Genomic DNA, 13,734 nt, shown 5'->3' with positions numbered 1-13,734 from the left:
TCCCGTGACCCCGCCCCGCCGCTCCCCCCTGCTGCGCGCCACCACCGTCGTGGCCGCGGTCGTGCCGCTGTGCACGGCGGGCTGGCTGGGCTGGCGGGCCCTGGACGACCCCGCGCCGACGCCCACCCCCGCCGCCGCCGTCCGGTCCGCGGCCCCCGCGGCCCCCGTGGAGACCACCCCGCTCTCCCCGCCCGTCGCGGCCGCTCCCACCGCGACCCCTACGCCGACCCCGACCCCCACCCCCACAACCGCCCCCACAACCGCCCCCACCCTCGCCGGCCGCACGGTCCTCCTCGACCCCGGCCACAACCCCGGCAACGTCCAGCACCCCACCGAGATCAACCGCCAGGTCGACATCGGCAACGGCCGCAAGGAGTGCGACACCACCGGCACCGAGACCAACGCCGGCTACAGCGAGGCCGAGTACACCCTCGACGTCTCCCGCCGCGCCCGCGCGATCCTCACCGCCCGCGGCGCCACCGTCGTCCTCGTCCAGGACGGCGACCGCCCCTGGGGCCCGTGCGTCGACGAGCGCGCCCGCGCGGGCGCCGAGGCGCACGCCGACGTCGCGCTCTCCGTGCACGGGGACGGCGGCCCGGGCAGCGGCAGCGGGTTCCACGTGATCATGCCCGCCAAGGTCGTCGCCGGTAAGGCGGACAACTCCGCGATCGTCGAACCCTCGCACCGCCTCGGGCTGCTGCTGCGCGAGCGCTTCCACGCCGCGACCGGTGAGCCGTACGCCGACTACACGGCGAGCGAGGGCCTGGACACCCGTTCGGACCTCGGAGGACTCAACCTCTCCGCCGTCCCCAAGGTGTTCATCGAGTGCGGTAACATGCGCAACTCGACGGACGCCAAGCGGATGACGGACCCTCAGTGGCGCCAACAGGCGGCCCAGGGGATCGCCGACGCGCTGACGGCCTATCTGACCAGCTCGTGAGGGCGGGGGCGGCTCTCCCGCCGCCCGGCCCGCACGGTTTGCAACGAATTCGCCCCGTTCCCGGTCCCGCTGTGCACCGGCGGGACGGTTGGGCCTAGGCTTCTGGTCCGTTCGGTGGTTTCAGCCGGTCGCCCCGACCGCGCGAATCACCGTCCACGACACGTCAACGAGGGGAACGTTAGTGAATCTGCGCGCTCTCACCAGGGGAGACGCCGCCGTCGCAGGCGGGGCCGTCCTGCTCTTCATCGCCTCCTTCCTGCCCTACTGGTCCGTGGACTGCGGGAACAGCAGGTACTGCACGTCGACGAACGCGTGGAGCACCGCCCTGTTCCCCGTTCTGCCCTCGATCTACCTGCTCGGCATCGCCGCCGCGGTGCTGATCCTGGTGCAGCGCTTCCAGGGCCCGGCGGCCGCCAACCGTCAGGTGCTCGGCCTGCGGCTGGACCAGTGGGGCATCGCGTTCGCGGTCGCCGCGCTGTGGACCTCGGTCTGGTCGCTCGGCGGCGGTGGCGACGTGGCCCCGGGCCTGGGGATCAGTGCCGGCCACAGCTTCGGCGCCTGGCTCGGCCTCATCGCGCTGATCGTCGTGGCCGGCGCGGCCGCGGCCGGCCCGCTGATGCCCGCGCTCAAGGCTCCGCTGGTGACCGACCGCCCGGCCGTCCCGTACCAGGGCGGCTACCCGATGCCGGGCCAGCCCGGCCACCCGGGCGCCCCCGGCCAGCCGCAGCCCGGCCAGTACGGCTACCCGGCGCAGGTCCAGGACCCGGCGTTCGGCGGCCAGCCCGCCCCGGCCGGCTACGGCTACCCGGCCGCCGGCCAGCCCGCACCCGCCCCGGTGCAGGACGCCGCCGTCGCGGCCCCGCAGCCGACCCAGGTCGCGCCGCCGCAGGCGGGTGCCGCCCCGGCCGCGGACTTCCAGCCCTTCTGGTTCGCCGTCCCGGCCCCGCGCCAGCTGGCGCCGAAGGACAACCCGGTCGGCGCCCCGGTCGGCGAGGTCGTTCCGGGCACCTGGTACCTGGCGGTCGAGCAGCGCGGCACGGCGCTCGTCGCCCAGCTGCCGGACGGCTCGCAGGGCGTGCTGGCCGACACCACGGGCATCCAGCGCGGCTGACGGGCCGCACGGGGAAGGGGCGGGACCGGTTCTCCGGTCCCGCCCCTTCGCGTTGCTCCCCCGAGGGGTCAGCAGCAGTCCTCGACCACCAGCCCGGCGGGCAGCTCCTCGCCGCCGAACACCGCGACGGTCGCCGGGTCCCCGCCGAGGGCGGCCACCGCGAGCAGCAGCGCCCCGGCCGTCCAGGTGGTGCGCTCCTCCGGCCAGATGGCATCGTCCTCGAAGACGTACCCCGTCCAGTACGAGCCGTCCTCGTGCCGCAGGTGGCGCTGGATCCAGCGCAGCACGTCCACCGCCCGGTCGGACTGGCCGATCGCCCAGAGGGCGAGGGCGAGTTCGGCGCTCTCGCCGCCCGTCACCCAGGGGCGGTCGCTGACGCAGCGCACGCCGAGGCCGGGCACGACGAAGCGCTCCCAGCCCTGCTCGATCCGGGCCACGGCGGCCTCGCCGCGCAGGCCGGTGCCGAGGATCGGGTAGTACCAGTCCATCGAGTAGCGGTCCTTGTCGAGGAACCGCTCGGGGTGGTGGGTGATCGCGTGGCCCAGCCGCCCGGCCGCCAACTCCCAGTCGGGCTGCGGCTCTTCGCGGTACTCGGCGATGGCGAGGCCGCAGCGCAGCGCGTGCAGGATGCTGGAGGAGCCGGTCAGCAGCGCCTCGTCCGTGGCCGTGCCGTCCTCGCCGACGCGCCAGGCGATCGGGCCACCGGGCAGCCGCTGGCCGACGATGAAGTCCAGCGCCCGCCGCACGACCGGCCAGATCCACTCCAGGAAGGCGTCGTCGCCGGTGCTGAGGTGGTGGTGCCAGACCCCGACCGCCACGTAGGCGCAGAAGTTGGTCTCCTTGGAGCGGTCGGTGACCTCCCCGTCGGTGTACGCCGCGTACCAGGAGCCGTCGGGGTTCTGGTGCGCGGCCAGCCAGCGGTAGGCGGCCTCGGCGGCGGCGTGCTCGCGGGCGGTGTCGAGGGCCATCGCGGCCTCGGTGTGGTCCCACGGGTCGAGGTGGTGCCCGGCGAACCACGGGATCGCGCCGTCCGGGCGCTGCTCGGCGAGGATGCTGCGCACGGTGCCGGCCGCCTGCTCGGCGTCCAGCACCCCGTCGAGCAGCAGCGCCTCGGGGACGGCGGCGGTCATGCCCCGGCCTTCGCCTGCTGCGGCTTGGAGGCGTACGCCACGAAGCTCTTGCCGATGACCGGGTTGAGCGCCTTCTCGGCGGCCCTGGTGAGGCTGGAGATGACCGGCGTCCCGACGATGTCCCAGACCAGCAGCTGGTGGTACGCCTTGACGGGCAGCGCCTTGTCGTTGTCCACGCCCACCGCGCACTTGATCCACCAGTACGGCGAGTGCAGCGCGTGCGCGTGGTGGCTGCCGTACGGCTCCAGCCCCGCGGCCTTGATCTTGCCGAGCAGTTCGTCGCCCCGGTAGATCCGGATGTGGCCGCCCTCGACCTCGTGGTACTCGTCGGACAGCGCCCAGCAGATCTTCTCCGGCAGCCAGCGCGGCACGGTGACGGCGAGCAGGCCGCCCGGCTTCAGCACGCGGAACATCTCGGCGAGCACGCCCTCGTCGTCGGGTATGTGCTCCATCACCTCGGAGATGATGATCTTGTCGAAGTACCCGTCCTCGAACGGCAGCGCCAGCGCGTTGCCCTCCATCGCGACCGCCGACGCGCCCTCGGGGGCCTCACCGGCCGCCTCCATCGCGGCGAACCACTTCTTGACCTCGGCGATCTCCTCGGCGCTCTGGTCGAGGGCGATCACGTTGGCGCCGCGGCGGTAGCACTCGAACGCGTGCCGGCCCCCGCCGCAGCCCAGGTCGAGCACCCGGTCGCCGGGGGCGAGCGGGAAGCGCGAGAAATCGACGGTCAGCACTGCTGGGCTCCCATTCCTATTGCTACCAAGCGTTCTTGACGCCCCGTCAGGCCCACGGCGCTGCCCGCGCCGGGCGGGCGTCTCAGGGCACGTACCGCCAGCCCGGGCCCGAACGGGCCCGCGCGCCGGCGCCTGTGGCGATCGCCGCGCGGTACGCCTCGGCGGTCAGCTCGGCGGCCCGCTCCCAGGTGAACCGGGCCAGCACCCGCTCGCGCCCGGCCGCGCCGAGCCGCTCGCGCAGGCCGGCGTCGTCCAGCAGCCGGCCGAGCGCCGCCGCCAGCGCGTCCGCCTCCCCCGGCGGCACGGCCAGGCAGGTCTCGCCGTCCGGGCCCGCCACCTCGGGGATCGCCCCGCCGGTGGTGGCGACCAGCGGGGTGCCGGTGGCCATGGCCTCGGCGGCCGGCAGCGAGAAGCCCTCGTACAGCGAGGGGACGCAGGCCACCTCGGCCGAGCGGTACAGGTCGACCAGCTCGGCGTCGGTCAGGCCCGTACGGAACTCGATGTGCCCGGCCAGCCCGAAGCGGCGCACCGCCTCGGCCACCGGGCCGTCGTCCTTCTGCGGCTTGCCGACCACCACCAGGTGCGCCTCCCGCTCGGTGCGCACCTTCGCCAGCGCCTCGACCAGGTGGACCAGGCCCTTGAGCGGGACGTCCGCGCTGGAGGTGGTGACGATGCGGCCCGGGACCCGCGCGACCTCGTCCGAGGGCGACCAGAGCCGGGTGTCGGCGCCGATCGGCACCACCGAGACCGCGCCCGGCGCGGCGCCCAGGTGCTCGGCGATCTCGCGCTTGGAGGTGCCGGAGACGGTCAGCACGTGGTCCAGCCGGGCGGCGACGCGGCGCTGCATCCGGGTGAAGGCGTACCAGCGGCGCAGCGACAGCCGCTTGAGCCGGGTGGGGGCCGCCTCCAACTCCAGGCGGCGGTCCACCGTGATCGGGTGGTGGATGGTGGTGACCAGCGGGAATCCGTGCCGGGCCAGGCCCAGCAGGCCGTAGCCGAGGGTCTGGTTGTCGTGGACGACGTCGTAGCGGCCCTTGTGCGCGGCCAGGTACTGCCGGGCGCGCAGCGAGAAGGTCAGCGGCTCGGGGAAGCCGCCGGTGCGCATGGTGGCGTACTCCAGGGCGTCCACCGCGCCGCGGAACTCCCCGCGGGCGGGGGTGCGGAACGGGTCGTCCGCGCGGTAGAGGTCCAGGCTGGGCAGCTCGACCAGGCGCACCGAGCCGGGGCCCTCGACCTCGTCCAGCACCGGGTACGGCTGGGCGCCGATCACGTCGACGTGGTGGCCCAGCCGGGCCAGTTCGCGGGAGAGATGGCGGACGTAGACGCCCTGGCCACCGCAGAAAGGGTCCCCCCGGTACGACAACAGGGCGATGCGCAGCGGCTGCGCGGTCATCCTGGGCCCTCATCTCTCGCTGCGATCTGTGCTGCCGGTCGGTTGTGCCGGTCGCTAAAGTAGATCAGGTTTCAGTGGCTGCGGAACTCGTCATCGACCGTGTGAACAATGAGAGACCTCGAAGATACCGGCCCGTAGCATCCGCTCAGGAGCCAGGGCTGGTGATTCCCGCCACGCCCGCCCGGTCGACGGCCCGTCGACCCGTGTCGTCCACGGTGGAGCACGCCACCGCCCACGCGCCCCGGGAGCACTCCTTGTCGCCGTCCACCTCCTCCACCCCCTCCTCGGTCGCCGTTCCCGAGACCGCCCCGCTGACCGCCCGCCAGGCCGAGCGGCGGCGGCGCATCCTGCGGGCCGCGACCGCGCTGGCGGCGCGCGGCGGGTACGAGGCGGTGCAGATGCGGGAGGTCGCGGAGGGCGCGCAGGTCGCGCTCGGCACGCTCTACCGGTACTTCCCGTCCAAGGTGCACCTGCTGGTCGCGGTGATGCTGGAGCAGTTGCAGGGCCTCCAGGAGCACATCCGGCGCCACCCGCCCACCGAGGAGGAGCCCGCGCTGCGCGTCGCCGACACCCTCACCCGGGCGTTCCACGCGCTGCAGCGCGAGCCGCTGCTGGCGGAGGCGATGGTGCGGGCGCTGTCCTTCGCCGACCGCTCCGTCGGGGCCGAGGTGGACCAGGTCAGCGGCGCCACCGGACAGCTGATCCTCGATGCCATCGGGCAGTCCGGCCCGCCCAGCCAGAGCCAGCGCGCGGCCGTCCGGGTCATCGAGCACACCTGGCACTCGGCGCTCGTCTCCTGGCTCTCCGGGCGCTCCTCGATCGCCGAGGTCCGGGCCGACCTGCACACGGCCGCGCGGCTGCTCACCCTGCCCTGAAGTTGGAACCTGTTCCTGCTGTGGTGCACGGTGTCCTCCCGCACCGGCGGCTAGAGTCGACGGGCAGCACAACTCCATCCCGTCCCTCCCGCGGGGGAAGCCGGTGCGACTCCGGCGCTGACCCGCAGCCGTGAGCCCGGTGTCCCTCCTCGGTGGGGACGGGCGAGTCGGAGCACCCGCGAAGGGACGAGCGGCAGGCTCGGCGCTCTCCGCGCCCGGCACCGTCGAGGACTACGGCACGGCCCCCGCCCGGGGCCCCCACCGCTCACCGAAAGGCCCGACCGCATCATGCTCACCGCCGCCCGCCTGGGCGCCGCCGCCCTGTCCGCCGCCCTGCTGACGGGCGTCGCCGCCGCCCCGGCCCTCGCCGACGTGCCGACCCCCGTCGTCCCGGACGGGCTGTACGGCAAGAGCGACCCGACGTACGACGGCGTGTGGCGGCAGTCCCTCGCGCTCACCGCGCTGGCCGGGGCCAAGGTCACCCCGGCGGACTCGGCGGTCGGCTGGCTCACCGGCCAGCAGTGCGAGGACGGCGGCTGGCCCTCCTTCCGGGCCGCCGGCGCGGCCTGCGACGCCAAGTTCGAGGACAGCAACGCCACCTCCGTCGCCGTCCAGGCCCTGATCGCCCTCGGCGGGCACAAGGACGCCGTGGACAAGGGCGTGCAGTGGCTCAAGGCCAACCAGAACGCCGACGGCAGCTGGGCCTACAACCCCGGCAACCCGGGCGACGCCAACTCCACCGGCCTCGCCGTCAACGCCCTCCTCGCCGCCGGGGCCGACCCTGCGGGCGTCGCCAAGGCCGGCAGGTCCGCGTACGACGGGCTCGCGCTCTACCAGCTCGGCTGCACCGCCCCCGCCGACCAGCGCGGCGCCTTCGCCTACCAGCCGGCGGCCCAGGGCGGCGCCCTCGCCCCCAACGGCCTCGCCACCGGGCAGGCGGCGCTCGCCGCCGTCGGCGGACACCTGCCGGTGGCCACCACCGCCCGTACGGACGCGGCGCCCAGGGCACTGGCCTGCCCCGACCCGTCCGCCGCGGCCGTGCCGCGCGCCGACTCCGGCGAGGCCGTGACGGCGTACCTGACCGCCCAGCTCGCGGCGGGCGGCGGCCACCTCACCCAGACCCTGCCCGGCGCGGCGCCCGCCCCCGACTACACGGCCACCGCCTGGGCCGCGCTCAGCCTCATCCAGAGCGGCCACCCGCAGCAGGCCGAAGGCTCCGTCGACTGGCTCCTCGAGGAGGGCGGCGCCTGGACGAAGAACGGCGGCGACGCGGGCGCCACCGCCAGCCTCCTCCTCGTCACCCAGGCCGCCCACCGCGACACCGCCGCCGCCACCGGCCAACTCACCGCCCTCGGCCCCGCCCCGAAGGCCACCGAGGCCCCCACCGCCGCTGCCACCACCAAGCCCAAGGGCGACAACAGCACCGGCCAGTACTGGCTCATCGGCATCGGCCTCCTCGTCGGCATCGGCGGCGGCCTCCTCCTCAGCCTCCAGCGCAAGCGCTCCCAGCGCCTGTGACCCCGCCTCCGGCCTCCCCCGCCACCCGGGCCCTCCGCCCGGGCGGCGGTGGCCCCGCCGAGCAGGGTGCGCGGAACGGCACTCGGCTCGCGGTCGTGCTGGTGCCGGTGCTGGCCCTGCTCGTTCTCCTCGCCGGGGCCGGGCCCGCCGAGGCGGCCGGGTACCGGTACTGGTCGTTCTGGCGCGGGGCGGACGGCGGGTGGGCCTACCAGCAGCAGGGGCCCGCGATCGCCGTGCCGGCCGACGGGGCGGTGGACGGGTGGCGGTTCGCCGTGAGTCCGGACGGCGGGCAGGACGCCGCCAGGCCGCGCTCCGGGGCGGAGTTCGCCGCCGTGTGCGCCGACACGCCCGCGCAGCAGGGCCGCAAGCGGGTCGCCGTGGTGCTGGACTTCGGCACCGCCGAGGACGCCGGCTCCGCCGGGCCGCCGCCGGAGCAGCGGACGGTGTGCGCCTCCGTCGCGCCGGGCGCGACCTCCGCCGAGGTACTGGCCGCCGTCGCGCCGCCGCTGCGCTACGACACCAACGGCCTGCTCTGCGCCATCTCCGGTTTCCCGAGGGCGGGTTGCGCCGACCAGCTCGGCTCGGCCGCCCAGCCCGCCGCCACCCCCGACTCCCCGTCCAGCGGCCCGGACCTCGGCCTGATCGCCGGTGGCGCGCTGGTCGCCGTCCTGGCGGGCGGCGCCGTCTGGCAGGCCCGCCGCCGCCGTTCCCCGTGACCCCACCCCCGACGCACGGGAAGTCGGCCGGCCCGACTTCCCGAGCACCCGCACCCACCCCACCCACCAGGACCACCCCGTGCCCCCACCCCGCAGCACCCGCACGCCCTTCGGGCCGCGCCAACTCCACCCCGGCGCCTGGTGGTTGTGGGCGCTCGGGATGGGCGCGGCGGCGACCAGGACGACGAACCCCGCGATCCTCCTCCTGATCGCCGCCGTCGCCGGCTACGTCGTCGCCGCCCGGCGCGGCGATGCGCCGTGGTCGCGCTCGTACGGGGCGTTCCTGCGCCTGGGCCTGGTGGTGCTCGGCATCCGGCTGGTCTTCGCCGTGCTGCTCGGCTCCCCCGTCCCGGGGACGCACGTGCTGTTCACGCTCCCCGAAGTCCCGCTCCCCACCTGGGCGCAGGGCGTGCGGATCGGCGGCCGGGTGACGCTGGAGGGCCTGCTGTCCGCCCTCTACGACGGGCTGCGCCTCGCGACCCTGCTGATCTGCGTCGGCGCCGCCAACTCCCTCGCCAGCCCGGCCCGTCTGCTGCGCGCCCTGCCCGGCGCGCTCTACGAGGCGGGCGTGGCCGTCGTGGTGGCGATGACCTTCGCCCCGAACCTGGTCGCCGATGTGCGCCGTCTTCGCGCCGCCCGCCGCCTGCGCGGTCGCGAGGACAGGGGGATCTCCGCCGTCCTGAGCGTCGGACTCCCCGTCCTGGAGGGCGCGTTGGAGCGTTCGGTGGCCCTCGCCGCCGCCATGGACACCCGCGGCTTCGGCCGCACCGCCGACGTCCCGCGACGCCTCGCCCTGGCCACCGCCGCGCTCACCCTCGCCGGGCTGCTCGGCGTCTGCCTGGCCGCGTACGGCCTCCTCACCGCCGGCGGCACCGGCTGGGCACTTCCCGTCCTCGCCCTCGGCCTGGCCGCCGCCTTCGCCGGGCTGGCGCTCGGCAGCCGACGGTCCGTCAGAACCCGCTACCGGCCTGACCCCTGGGCGCTGCCCGAGTGGCTGACCGCCGGTTCCGGCATCGCCGTCGCCGCGCTGACCACCTACCTGGCGGGCGCCGATCCGGCCGCCTTCGCCCCGACCGTCGTCCCGCCGTCCGTCCCCGCGCTGCCGCTGGGCGCCGTCCTGGCCGTACTGCTGGGCCTGGTACCGGCGTTCGCCACCCCGACCCCGCCCCCGACCTCGACCAGGAGCGCCTCGTGATCACCTTCGAGCAGGTGTCCGTCCAGTACGCGGACGCCCCGGCGCCCGCCCTCGACGGCCTCGACCTGACCGTCCCCGAGGGCGAACTCTGCCTGCTGGTGGGCCCGTCCGGCTCGGGCAAGTCGACGCTCCTCGGTACGGTCAGCGGCCTGGTGCCGCACTTCACCGGCGGCGTGCTGCACGGCCGGGTGACGGTCGGCGGCCGGGACACCCGCGAGCACCGCCCCCGCGACCTCGCCGACCTGGTCGGCACCGTCGGGCAGGACCCTCTGGCGCACTTCGTCACCGACACCGTGGAGGACGAACTCGCCTACGGCATGGAGTCCTTGGGCCTCCCCGCCGACGTGATGCGCCGCCGCGTCGAGGAGACCCTGGACCTCCTCGGCCTCGCCGACCTGCGCGACCGCGCCCTCACCTCGCTCTCCGGCGGCCAGCAGCAGCGCGTCGCGATCGGCTCCGTCCTCACCGTGCACCCGCGCGTCCTCGTCCTGGACGAGCCCACCTCCGCGCTCGACCCGGGCGCGGCCGAGGAGGTGCTGGCCGTCCTGCAGCGCCTGGTGCACGACCTGGGCACCACCGTGCTGATGGCCGAGCACCGGCTGGAGCGGGTCGTCCAGTACGCCGACCAGGTCCTGCTGCTCGACCCCGGCGCCCCGCCCGTCCTCGGCGAGCCGGCCGAGGTGATGGCGCACTCGCCCGTGCACCCGCCGGTGGTGGGCCTGGGCCGGCTCGCCGGCTGGCGGCCGCTGCCGCTGTCCGTCAGGGACGCCCGGCGCAAGGCCGCCGACCTGCGCTCGCGCCTGGACGGCCGTACGCCCGCCGCTGCCACCGCCCCCTCCGGCGAGCCCGTCGCCGCCGTCGACCGCCTCGCCGTGCGCCGCGGCCCCGTGCCCGCCCTGCGCGGCGTGGACCTCGTGCTGCGCCCCGGCGAGATCACCGCCCTGATGGGCCGCAACGGCGCCGGCAAGTCCACCCTGCTGGGCACCCTGGTCGGCCTGCACGCGCCCGCCTCCGGCACCGTCCGGGTCGGCGGCCGCACCCCGCACCGCACCCGCCCGGCCGAGCTGATCCGCGAGGTCGGCCTCGTCCCGCAGGACCCGCGCGACCTGCTGTACGGCGAGTCGGTGGCCGCCGAGTGCGCCGCCGCCGACTCCGACGCGCACGCCGAACCGGGCACCTGCCGCACCCTGGTGGAGCGCCTGCTCCCCGGCATCGCCGACTCCGCTCACCCACGCGACCTCTCCGAGGGCCAGCGGCTCACCCTCGCGCTGGCCGTGGTGCTCACCGCCCGGCCCCCGCTGCTGCTGCTCGACGAGCCGACCCGCGGCCTGGACTACGCGGCCAAGGCCCGGCTGGTCGCCGTCCTGCGCGAGCTCGCCGCCGAGCGGCACGCCGTCCTGCTGGCCACCCACGACGTGGAGCTGGCCGCCGAACTCGCCCACCGCACGGTGATCCTGGCCGAGGGCGAGATCGTGGCGGACGGCCCGACCGCCGAGGTCGTGGTCTCCTCCCCGGCCTTCGCCCCGCAGGTCGCGAAGGTGCTGGCGCCCGGGCCGTGGCTCACCGTCCACCAGGTCGCGGAGGCGCTCTCCTCATGACCACCCGCCCCGTCCCCCTCGGCCGCCGCTCCGTCCTCGCCCTCTGCCTGGTCTCCCTCGTCGGCGTGGCCGCCTTCGGCTGGCCGCTGCTCGCCTCGACGAAGTCCGCCCTGGTCGGCCACTCCGCCGACGCCCCCTGGCTGTTCGCGCTCCTGCTGCCGCTCCTCCTCGCCGTCGTCATCGCGCAGATCAGCGAGGGCCGGACGGCGGGCGGCGGCGCGCCGGGCCTGGACGCCAAGTCCGTCGCCCTGCTGGGCGTGCTGGCCGCGGCGGGCGCCGCGCTGCGGCCGCTGGGCGCGGGGACGGCCGGGCTGGAGCCGATGTTCTTCCTGATGGTGCTCTCCGGCCGCGTCCTCGGCCCGGGCTTCGGCTTCGTCCTCGGCTCGCTGTCGATGTTCGCCTCCGCCCTGCTGACCGGCGGGGTCGGGCCGTGGCTGCCGTTCCAGATGCTCGCCATGGGCTGGGTCTGCCTCGGCGCGGGCCTGCTGCCGGGCTCCGCCACCCTGCGCGGGCGCCGCGAACTCGCCCTGCTCGCCGGGTACGGGGCGGTGTCCGCCGTCCTCTACGGCACGATCATGAACCTCCAGGGCTGGCCGTACATCGGCGGCCTCGCGGGCTCCATCTCCTTCGTCCCGGGCGACCCTCTGCCCGCCAACCTCGTCCGCTTCGCCGCCTACTGCCTGACCACGTCGCTGGGGTGGGACCTCCCGCGCGCCGCGCTCACCGTCGTCCTCTGCCTCACCCTCGGCACCCCCGTCCTGCGCGCCCTGCGCCGCACCACGCGCCGCGCCGCCTTCGACGCCCCGGTCTCGTTCCGGCCGCCGGGGGCGTGAGGTGAACGGGACACCCTAAGCTCTGCGACCATGCGTTGCATACGACTGACCGCGCTGCTCCTCGGCGCCGTCGCCCTGACCGCCGCCTGCACCGACTCGCCCGCGCCCTCGGACTCCTCCTCGGCCTCGCCCCGGAGCGCCCCGGCCCAGGCACAGCAGCTCACCCCGGCGGAACTGCAGGGCCGGTGGTGGTCCTGGGCCGCCTCGACCGAGCAGTCCCGCAACCCCGTCCTCGACGAGGACGGGCACCTGTGCGCCCGGGGCCAGAAGGACGGGATCTGGTTCCTCGCCGGCACCACCGGAGGCACCGTCAGCCGCTCGTGCACCGTCCCCGCCGGCTCCCCGATCGCGTTCCCCCTGGTGAACGTCTTCGGCCGGGCCGCCGACTGCGCCGACTTCATGACGACCGCCAAGGGCAGCGCGGCCCTGGACGGAAAGCCCCTGACGGCCGAGACCTTCGACGCGACGCCCATCGACATGACCTCCGTCCCCGGCAACCCGTTCACCTCCGAGACCAACGCCCACACCTGGTCCTGCGGCCTGTGGGTGCGCCTGGACCCGCTCACCCCGGGCAGCCACGAACTGACCCTCCGGGGCGAGTCCGGCTCCTTCACCACCGGCGTGGACTACCACCTCGCCGTCGCCGAGGTGACCCCGAACGGCGCCACCTGAGCGCCCGTCTTGCCCGTACGCTGTCACGCAACACGCACGCACCAGGCAGTCGGGACGGGTAGTGGAACTCGGTCAGTTGCGCGTCTTCGAGGCGGTCGTCGCCCACCGCACCATCGCCGAAGCCGCGACGGCCCTCGCCCTGGAACCCTCCGCCGTCGACGCCCAACTCCGCTCACTGGAACGGAGTTTGGCCACCACCCTGCTCCACCGCACGCCCCAGGGGCTCGCCCCCACCCCGTCCGGTGAACGCCTACTCCCGTGGTCCCGGCGGCTGTTGGAGCAGGCCGAGCAGGCCCGGCGCGAAGTGGCGGGCAGCCGACCGCGGCTGCGCCTGGGCGTCCTGCACTCCATACCGGACGCGGACCTCTCCGCCGCCCTCGCCCAACTCGCCGACTACCGCCTCGAACTGCACACCTCCGCGACCTACGACACCGTCCTCCACGACGTCGCCGCCGGAGCCCTGGACGCGGCACTGATCCTCGACGCCCCCGGCCCGCTCGGCAGCCTCGGCTTCCCCCTCCCGCCCGCCCCGCTCGCCCACCTCGACCTCGCCGAACTCCCCCTCGCCGTGGTCGCCGCCCCCACCCACGCCCCGCGCCTCCTCCTCCCCACCCCCGGCAGCCCCTACCGCCTCGCCGCCGACCTCCTCCCCCTCACCCTCGAACGCCTCCCCACCGGCCCCCTCCCCACCACCCTCGCCTGCACCCTCCAGGGCCTCGGCCTCGCCCTCCTCCCCGCCTCCACCGCCCACCCCCACCTCGCCACCGCCACCCTCACCCGCCTCCCCCACCACCCCCCACCTCTCCACCTCCGCCTCATCCGCCGCGCATAGGCGCCGGGCATCGACCCCGCGACTCGGCCCCGACGACCGAGCGGACCGGCACCACGCAGACGAACGGCGGGGCCCCCCGGGGGGGGGGGGCGCCGGGGGGGGGGGGGGGGGGCGGGGGGGGGGGGGGCCCCACGCGCGGCCGGGGGGGGGGGGGGCGGGCGGGGGGGCGGGGGGGGGGGCCGCG

At 75.8% G+C, this 13,734-nt stretch carries 13 protein-coding genes and 1 riboswitch; of the genes, 10 read left to right on the top strand and 3 right to left on the bottom strand.

What is annotated here, in order from left to right; translation table 11 throughout:
• Positions 1-4 precede the first annotated feature (4 nt).
• Together ACIRRS_RS22980 and ACIRRS_RS22975 are read left to right on the top strand one after the other, a co-directional pair.
• Entirely contained in the window at positions 5-940 is a 936-nt protein-coding gene (locus ACIRRS_RS22980) for an N-acetylmuramoyl-L-alanine amidase (RefSeq protein ID WP_402973649.1), read from the top strand.
• 181 nt (positions 941-1,121) lie between these two features.
• Positions 1,122-2,051 carry a hypothetical protein gene (locus tag ACIRRS_RS22975; RefSeq protein WP_402973647.1) on the top strand — a complete coding sequence of 310 codons (930 nt, stop codon included), beginning with the start codon at positions 1,122-1,124 and terminating at the stop codon, positions 2,049-2,051.
• A gap of 68 nt (positions 2,052-2,119) precedes the next feature.
• Here ACIRRS_RS22975 and ACIRRS_RS22970 read toward each other — a convergent pair whose 3' ends face one another.
• The 3 genes from ACIRRS_RS22970 to ACIRRS_RS22960 all read right to left on the bottom strand — a co-directional run bounded on the left by ACIRRS_RS22970 (position 2,120) and on the right by ACIRRS_RS22960 (position 5,311).
• Positions 2,120-3,181: a prenyltransferase gene (locus tag ACIRRS_RS22970; protein WP_402973644.1), complete on the bottom strand. Its 1,062-nt coding sequence runs from the start codon at positions 3,179-3,181 to the stop codon at positions 2,120-2,122.
• On the bottom strand, positions 3,178-3,918 hold the full coding sequence (locus tag ACIRRS_RS22965) for a class I SAM-dependent methyltransferase (RefSeq protein ID WP_402973641.1): 741 nt from the start codon (positions 3,916-3,918) through the stop codon (positions 3,178-3,180). The genes ACIRRS_RS22970 and ACIRRS_RS22965 overlap by 4 nt, the downstream gene beginning before the upstream one ends.
• A gap of 82 nt (positions 3,919-4,000) precedes the next feature.
• On the bottom strand, positions 4,001-5,311 hold the full coding sequence (locus tag ACIRRS_RS22960; protein WP_402973638.1) for a glycosyltransferase family 4 protein: 1,311 nt from the start codon (positions 5,309-5,311) through the stop codon (positions 4,001-4,003).
• 254 nt (positions 5,312-5,565) lie between these two features.
• Between ACIRRS_RS22960 and ACIRRS_RS22955 the strand changes: the two genes are divergently transcribed.
• The 8 genes from ACIRRS_RS22955 (at position 5,566) to ACIRRS_RS22920 (ending at position 13,550) form a co-directional block, all read left to right on the top strand.
• The gene (locus ACIRRS_RS22955; protein ID WP_402974114.1) at positions 5,566-6,186 is read left to right on the top strand and encodes a TetR family transcriptional regulator; all 621 of its coding nucleotides are present in this window, start codon (positions 5,566-5,568) and stop codon (positions 6,184-6,186) included.
• A 93-nt stretch (positions 6,187-6,279) separates the two neighbouring features.
• A riboswitch (cobalamin riboswitch) is annotated at positions 6,280-6,364 on the top strand.
• 110 nt (positions 6,365-6,474) lie between these two features.
• Positions 6,475-7,704 carry a prenyltransferase/squalene oxidase repeat-containing protein gene (locus ACIRRS_RS22950; RefSeq protein ID WP_402973635.1) on the top strand — a complete coding sequence of 410 codons (1,230 nt, stop codon included), beginning with the start codon at positions 6,475-6,477 and terminating at the stop codon, positions 7,702-7,704.
• A gap of 95 nt (positions 7,705-7,799) precedes the next feature.
• Positions 7,800-8,420 (top strand): SCO2322 family protein, encoded by a 621-nt coding sequence (locus ACIRRS_RS22945; RefSeq protein WP_402973632.1) that lies wholly within the window; start codon positions 7,800-7,802, stop codon positions 8,418-8,420.
• 79 nt (positions 8,421-8,499) lie between these two features.
• The gene (locus ACIRRS_RS22940; RefSeq protein ID WP_402973629.1) at positions 8,500-9,615 is read left to right on the top strand and encodes a CbiQ family ECF transporter T component; all 1,116 of its coding nucleotides are present in this window, start codon (positions 8,500-8,502) and stop codon (positions 9,613-9,615) included.
• Entirely contained in the window at positions 9,612-11,213 is a 1,602-nt protein-coding gene (locus ACIRRS_RS22935) for an ABC transporter ATP-binding protein (RefSeq protein ID WP_402973626.1), read from the top strand. Before ACIRRS_RS22940 ends, ACIRRS_RS22935 begins: the two co-directional genes overlap by 4 nt.
• The gene (locus ACIRRS_RS22930) at positions 11,210-12,046 is read left to right on the top strand and encodes an ECF transporter S component (RefSeq protein ID WP_402973623.1); all 837 of its coding nucleotides are present in this window, start codon (positions 11,210-11,212) and stop codon (positions 12,044-12,046) included. Before ACIRRS_RS22935 ends, ACIRRS_RS22930 begins: the two co-directional genes overlap by 4 nt.
• A gap of 30 nt (positions 12,047-12,076) precedes the next feature.
• Positions 12,077-12,718, top strand: a complete 642-nt coding sequence (locus tag ACIRRS_RS22925; RefSeq protein WP_402973620.1) for a signal protein — start codon at positions 12,077-12,079, stop codon at positions 12,716-12,718.
• 61 nt (positions 12,719-12,779) lie between these two features.
• Positions 12,780-13,550, top strand: coding sequence for a LysR family transcriptional regulator (locus ACIRRS_RS22920; RefSeq protein ID WP_402973617.1), 771 nt, complete (start codon positions 12,780-12,782; stop codon positions 13,548-13,550).
• The last annotated feature ends 184 nt before the right edge of the window (positions 13,551-13,734 follow it).

Origin of the sequence: Kitasatospora sp. NPDC101183 (genome assembly GCF_044767945.1) — a bacterium.
GTDB lineage: Bacteria > Actinomycetota > Actinomycetes > Streptomycetales > Streptomycetaceae > Kitasatospora.
This window is presented reverse-complemented; position numbering and strand designations above follow the sequence as displayed.

Excerpts from the sequence above, each read along its gene's own strand:
- ACIRRS_RS22930 (WP_402973623.1), top strand. The coding sequence starts at position 11,210 with ATGACCACCCGCCCCGTCCCCCTCGGCCGCCGCTCCGTCCTCGCCCTC.
- ACIRRS_RS22970 (WP_402973644.1), bottom strand. The coding sequence starts at position 3,181 with ATGACCGCCGCCGTCCCCGAGGCGCTGCTGCTCGACGGGGTGCTGGAC.
- ACIRRS_RS22960 (WP_402973638.1), bottom strand. The coding sequence starts at position 5,311 with ATGACCGCGCAGCCGCTGCGCATCGCCCTGTTGTCGTACCGGGGGGAC.
- ACIRRS_RS22950 (WP_402973635.1), top strand. The coding sequence starts at position 6,475 with ATGCTCACCGCCGCCCGCCTGGGCGCCGCCGCCCTGTCCGCCGCCCTG.
- ACIRRS_RS22925 (WP_402973620.1), top strand. The coding sequence starts at position 12,077 with ATGCGTTGCATACGACTGACCGCGCTGCTCCTCGGCGCCGTCGCCCTG.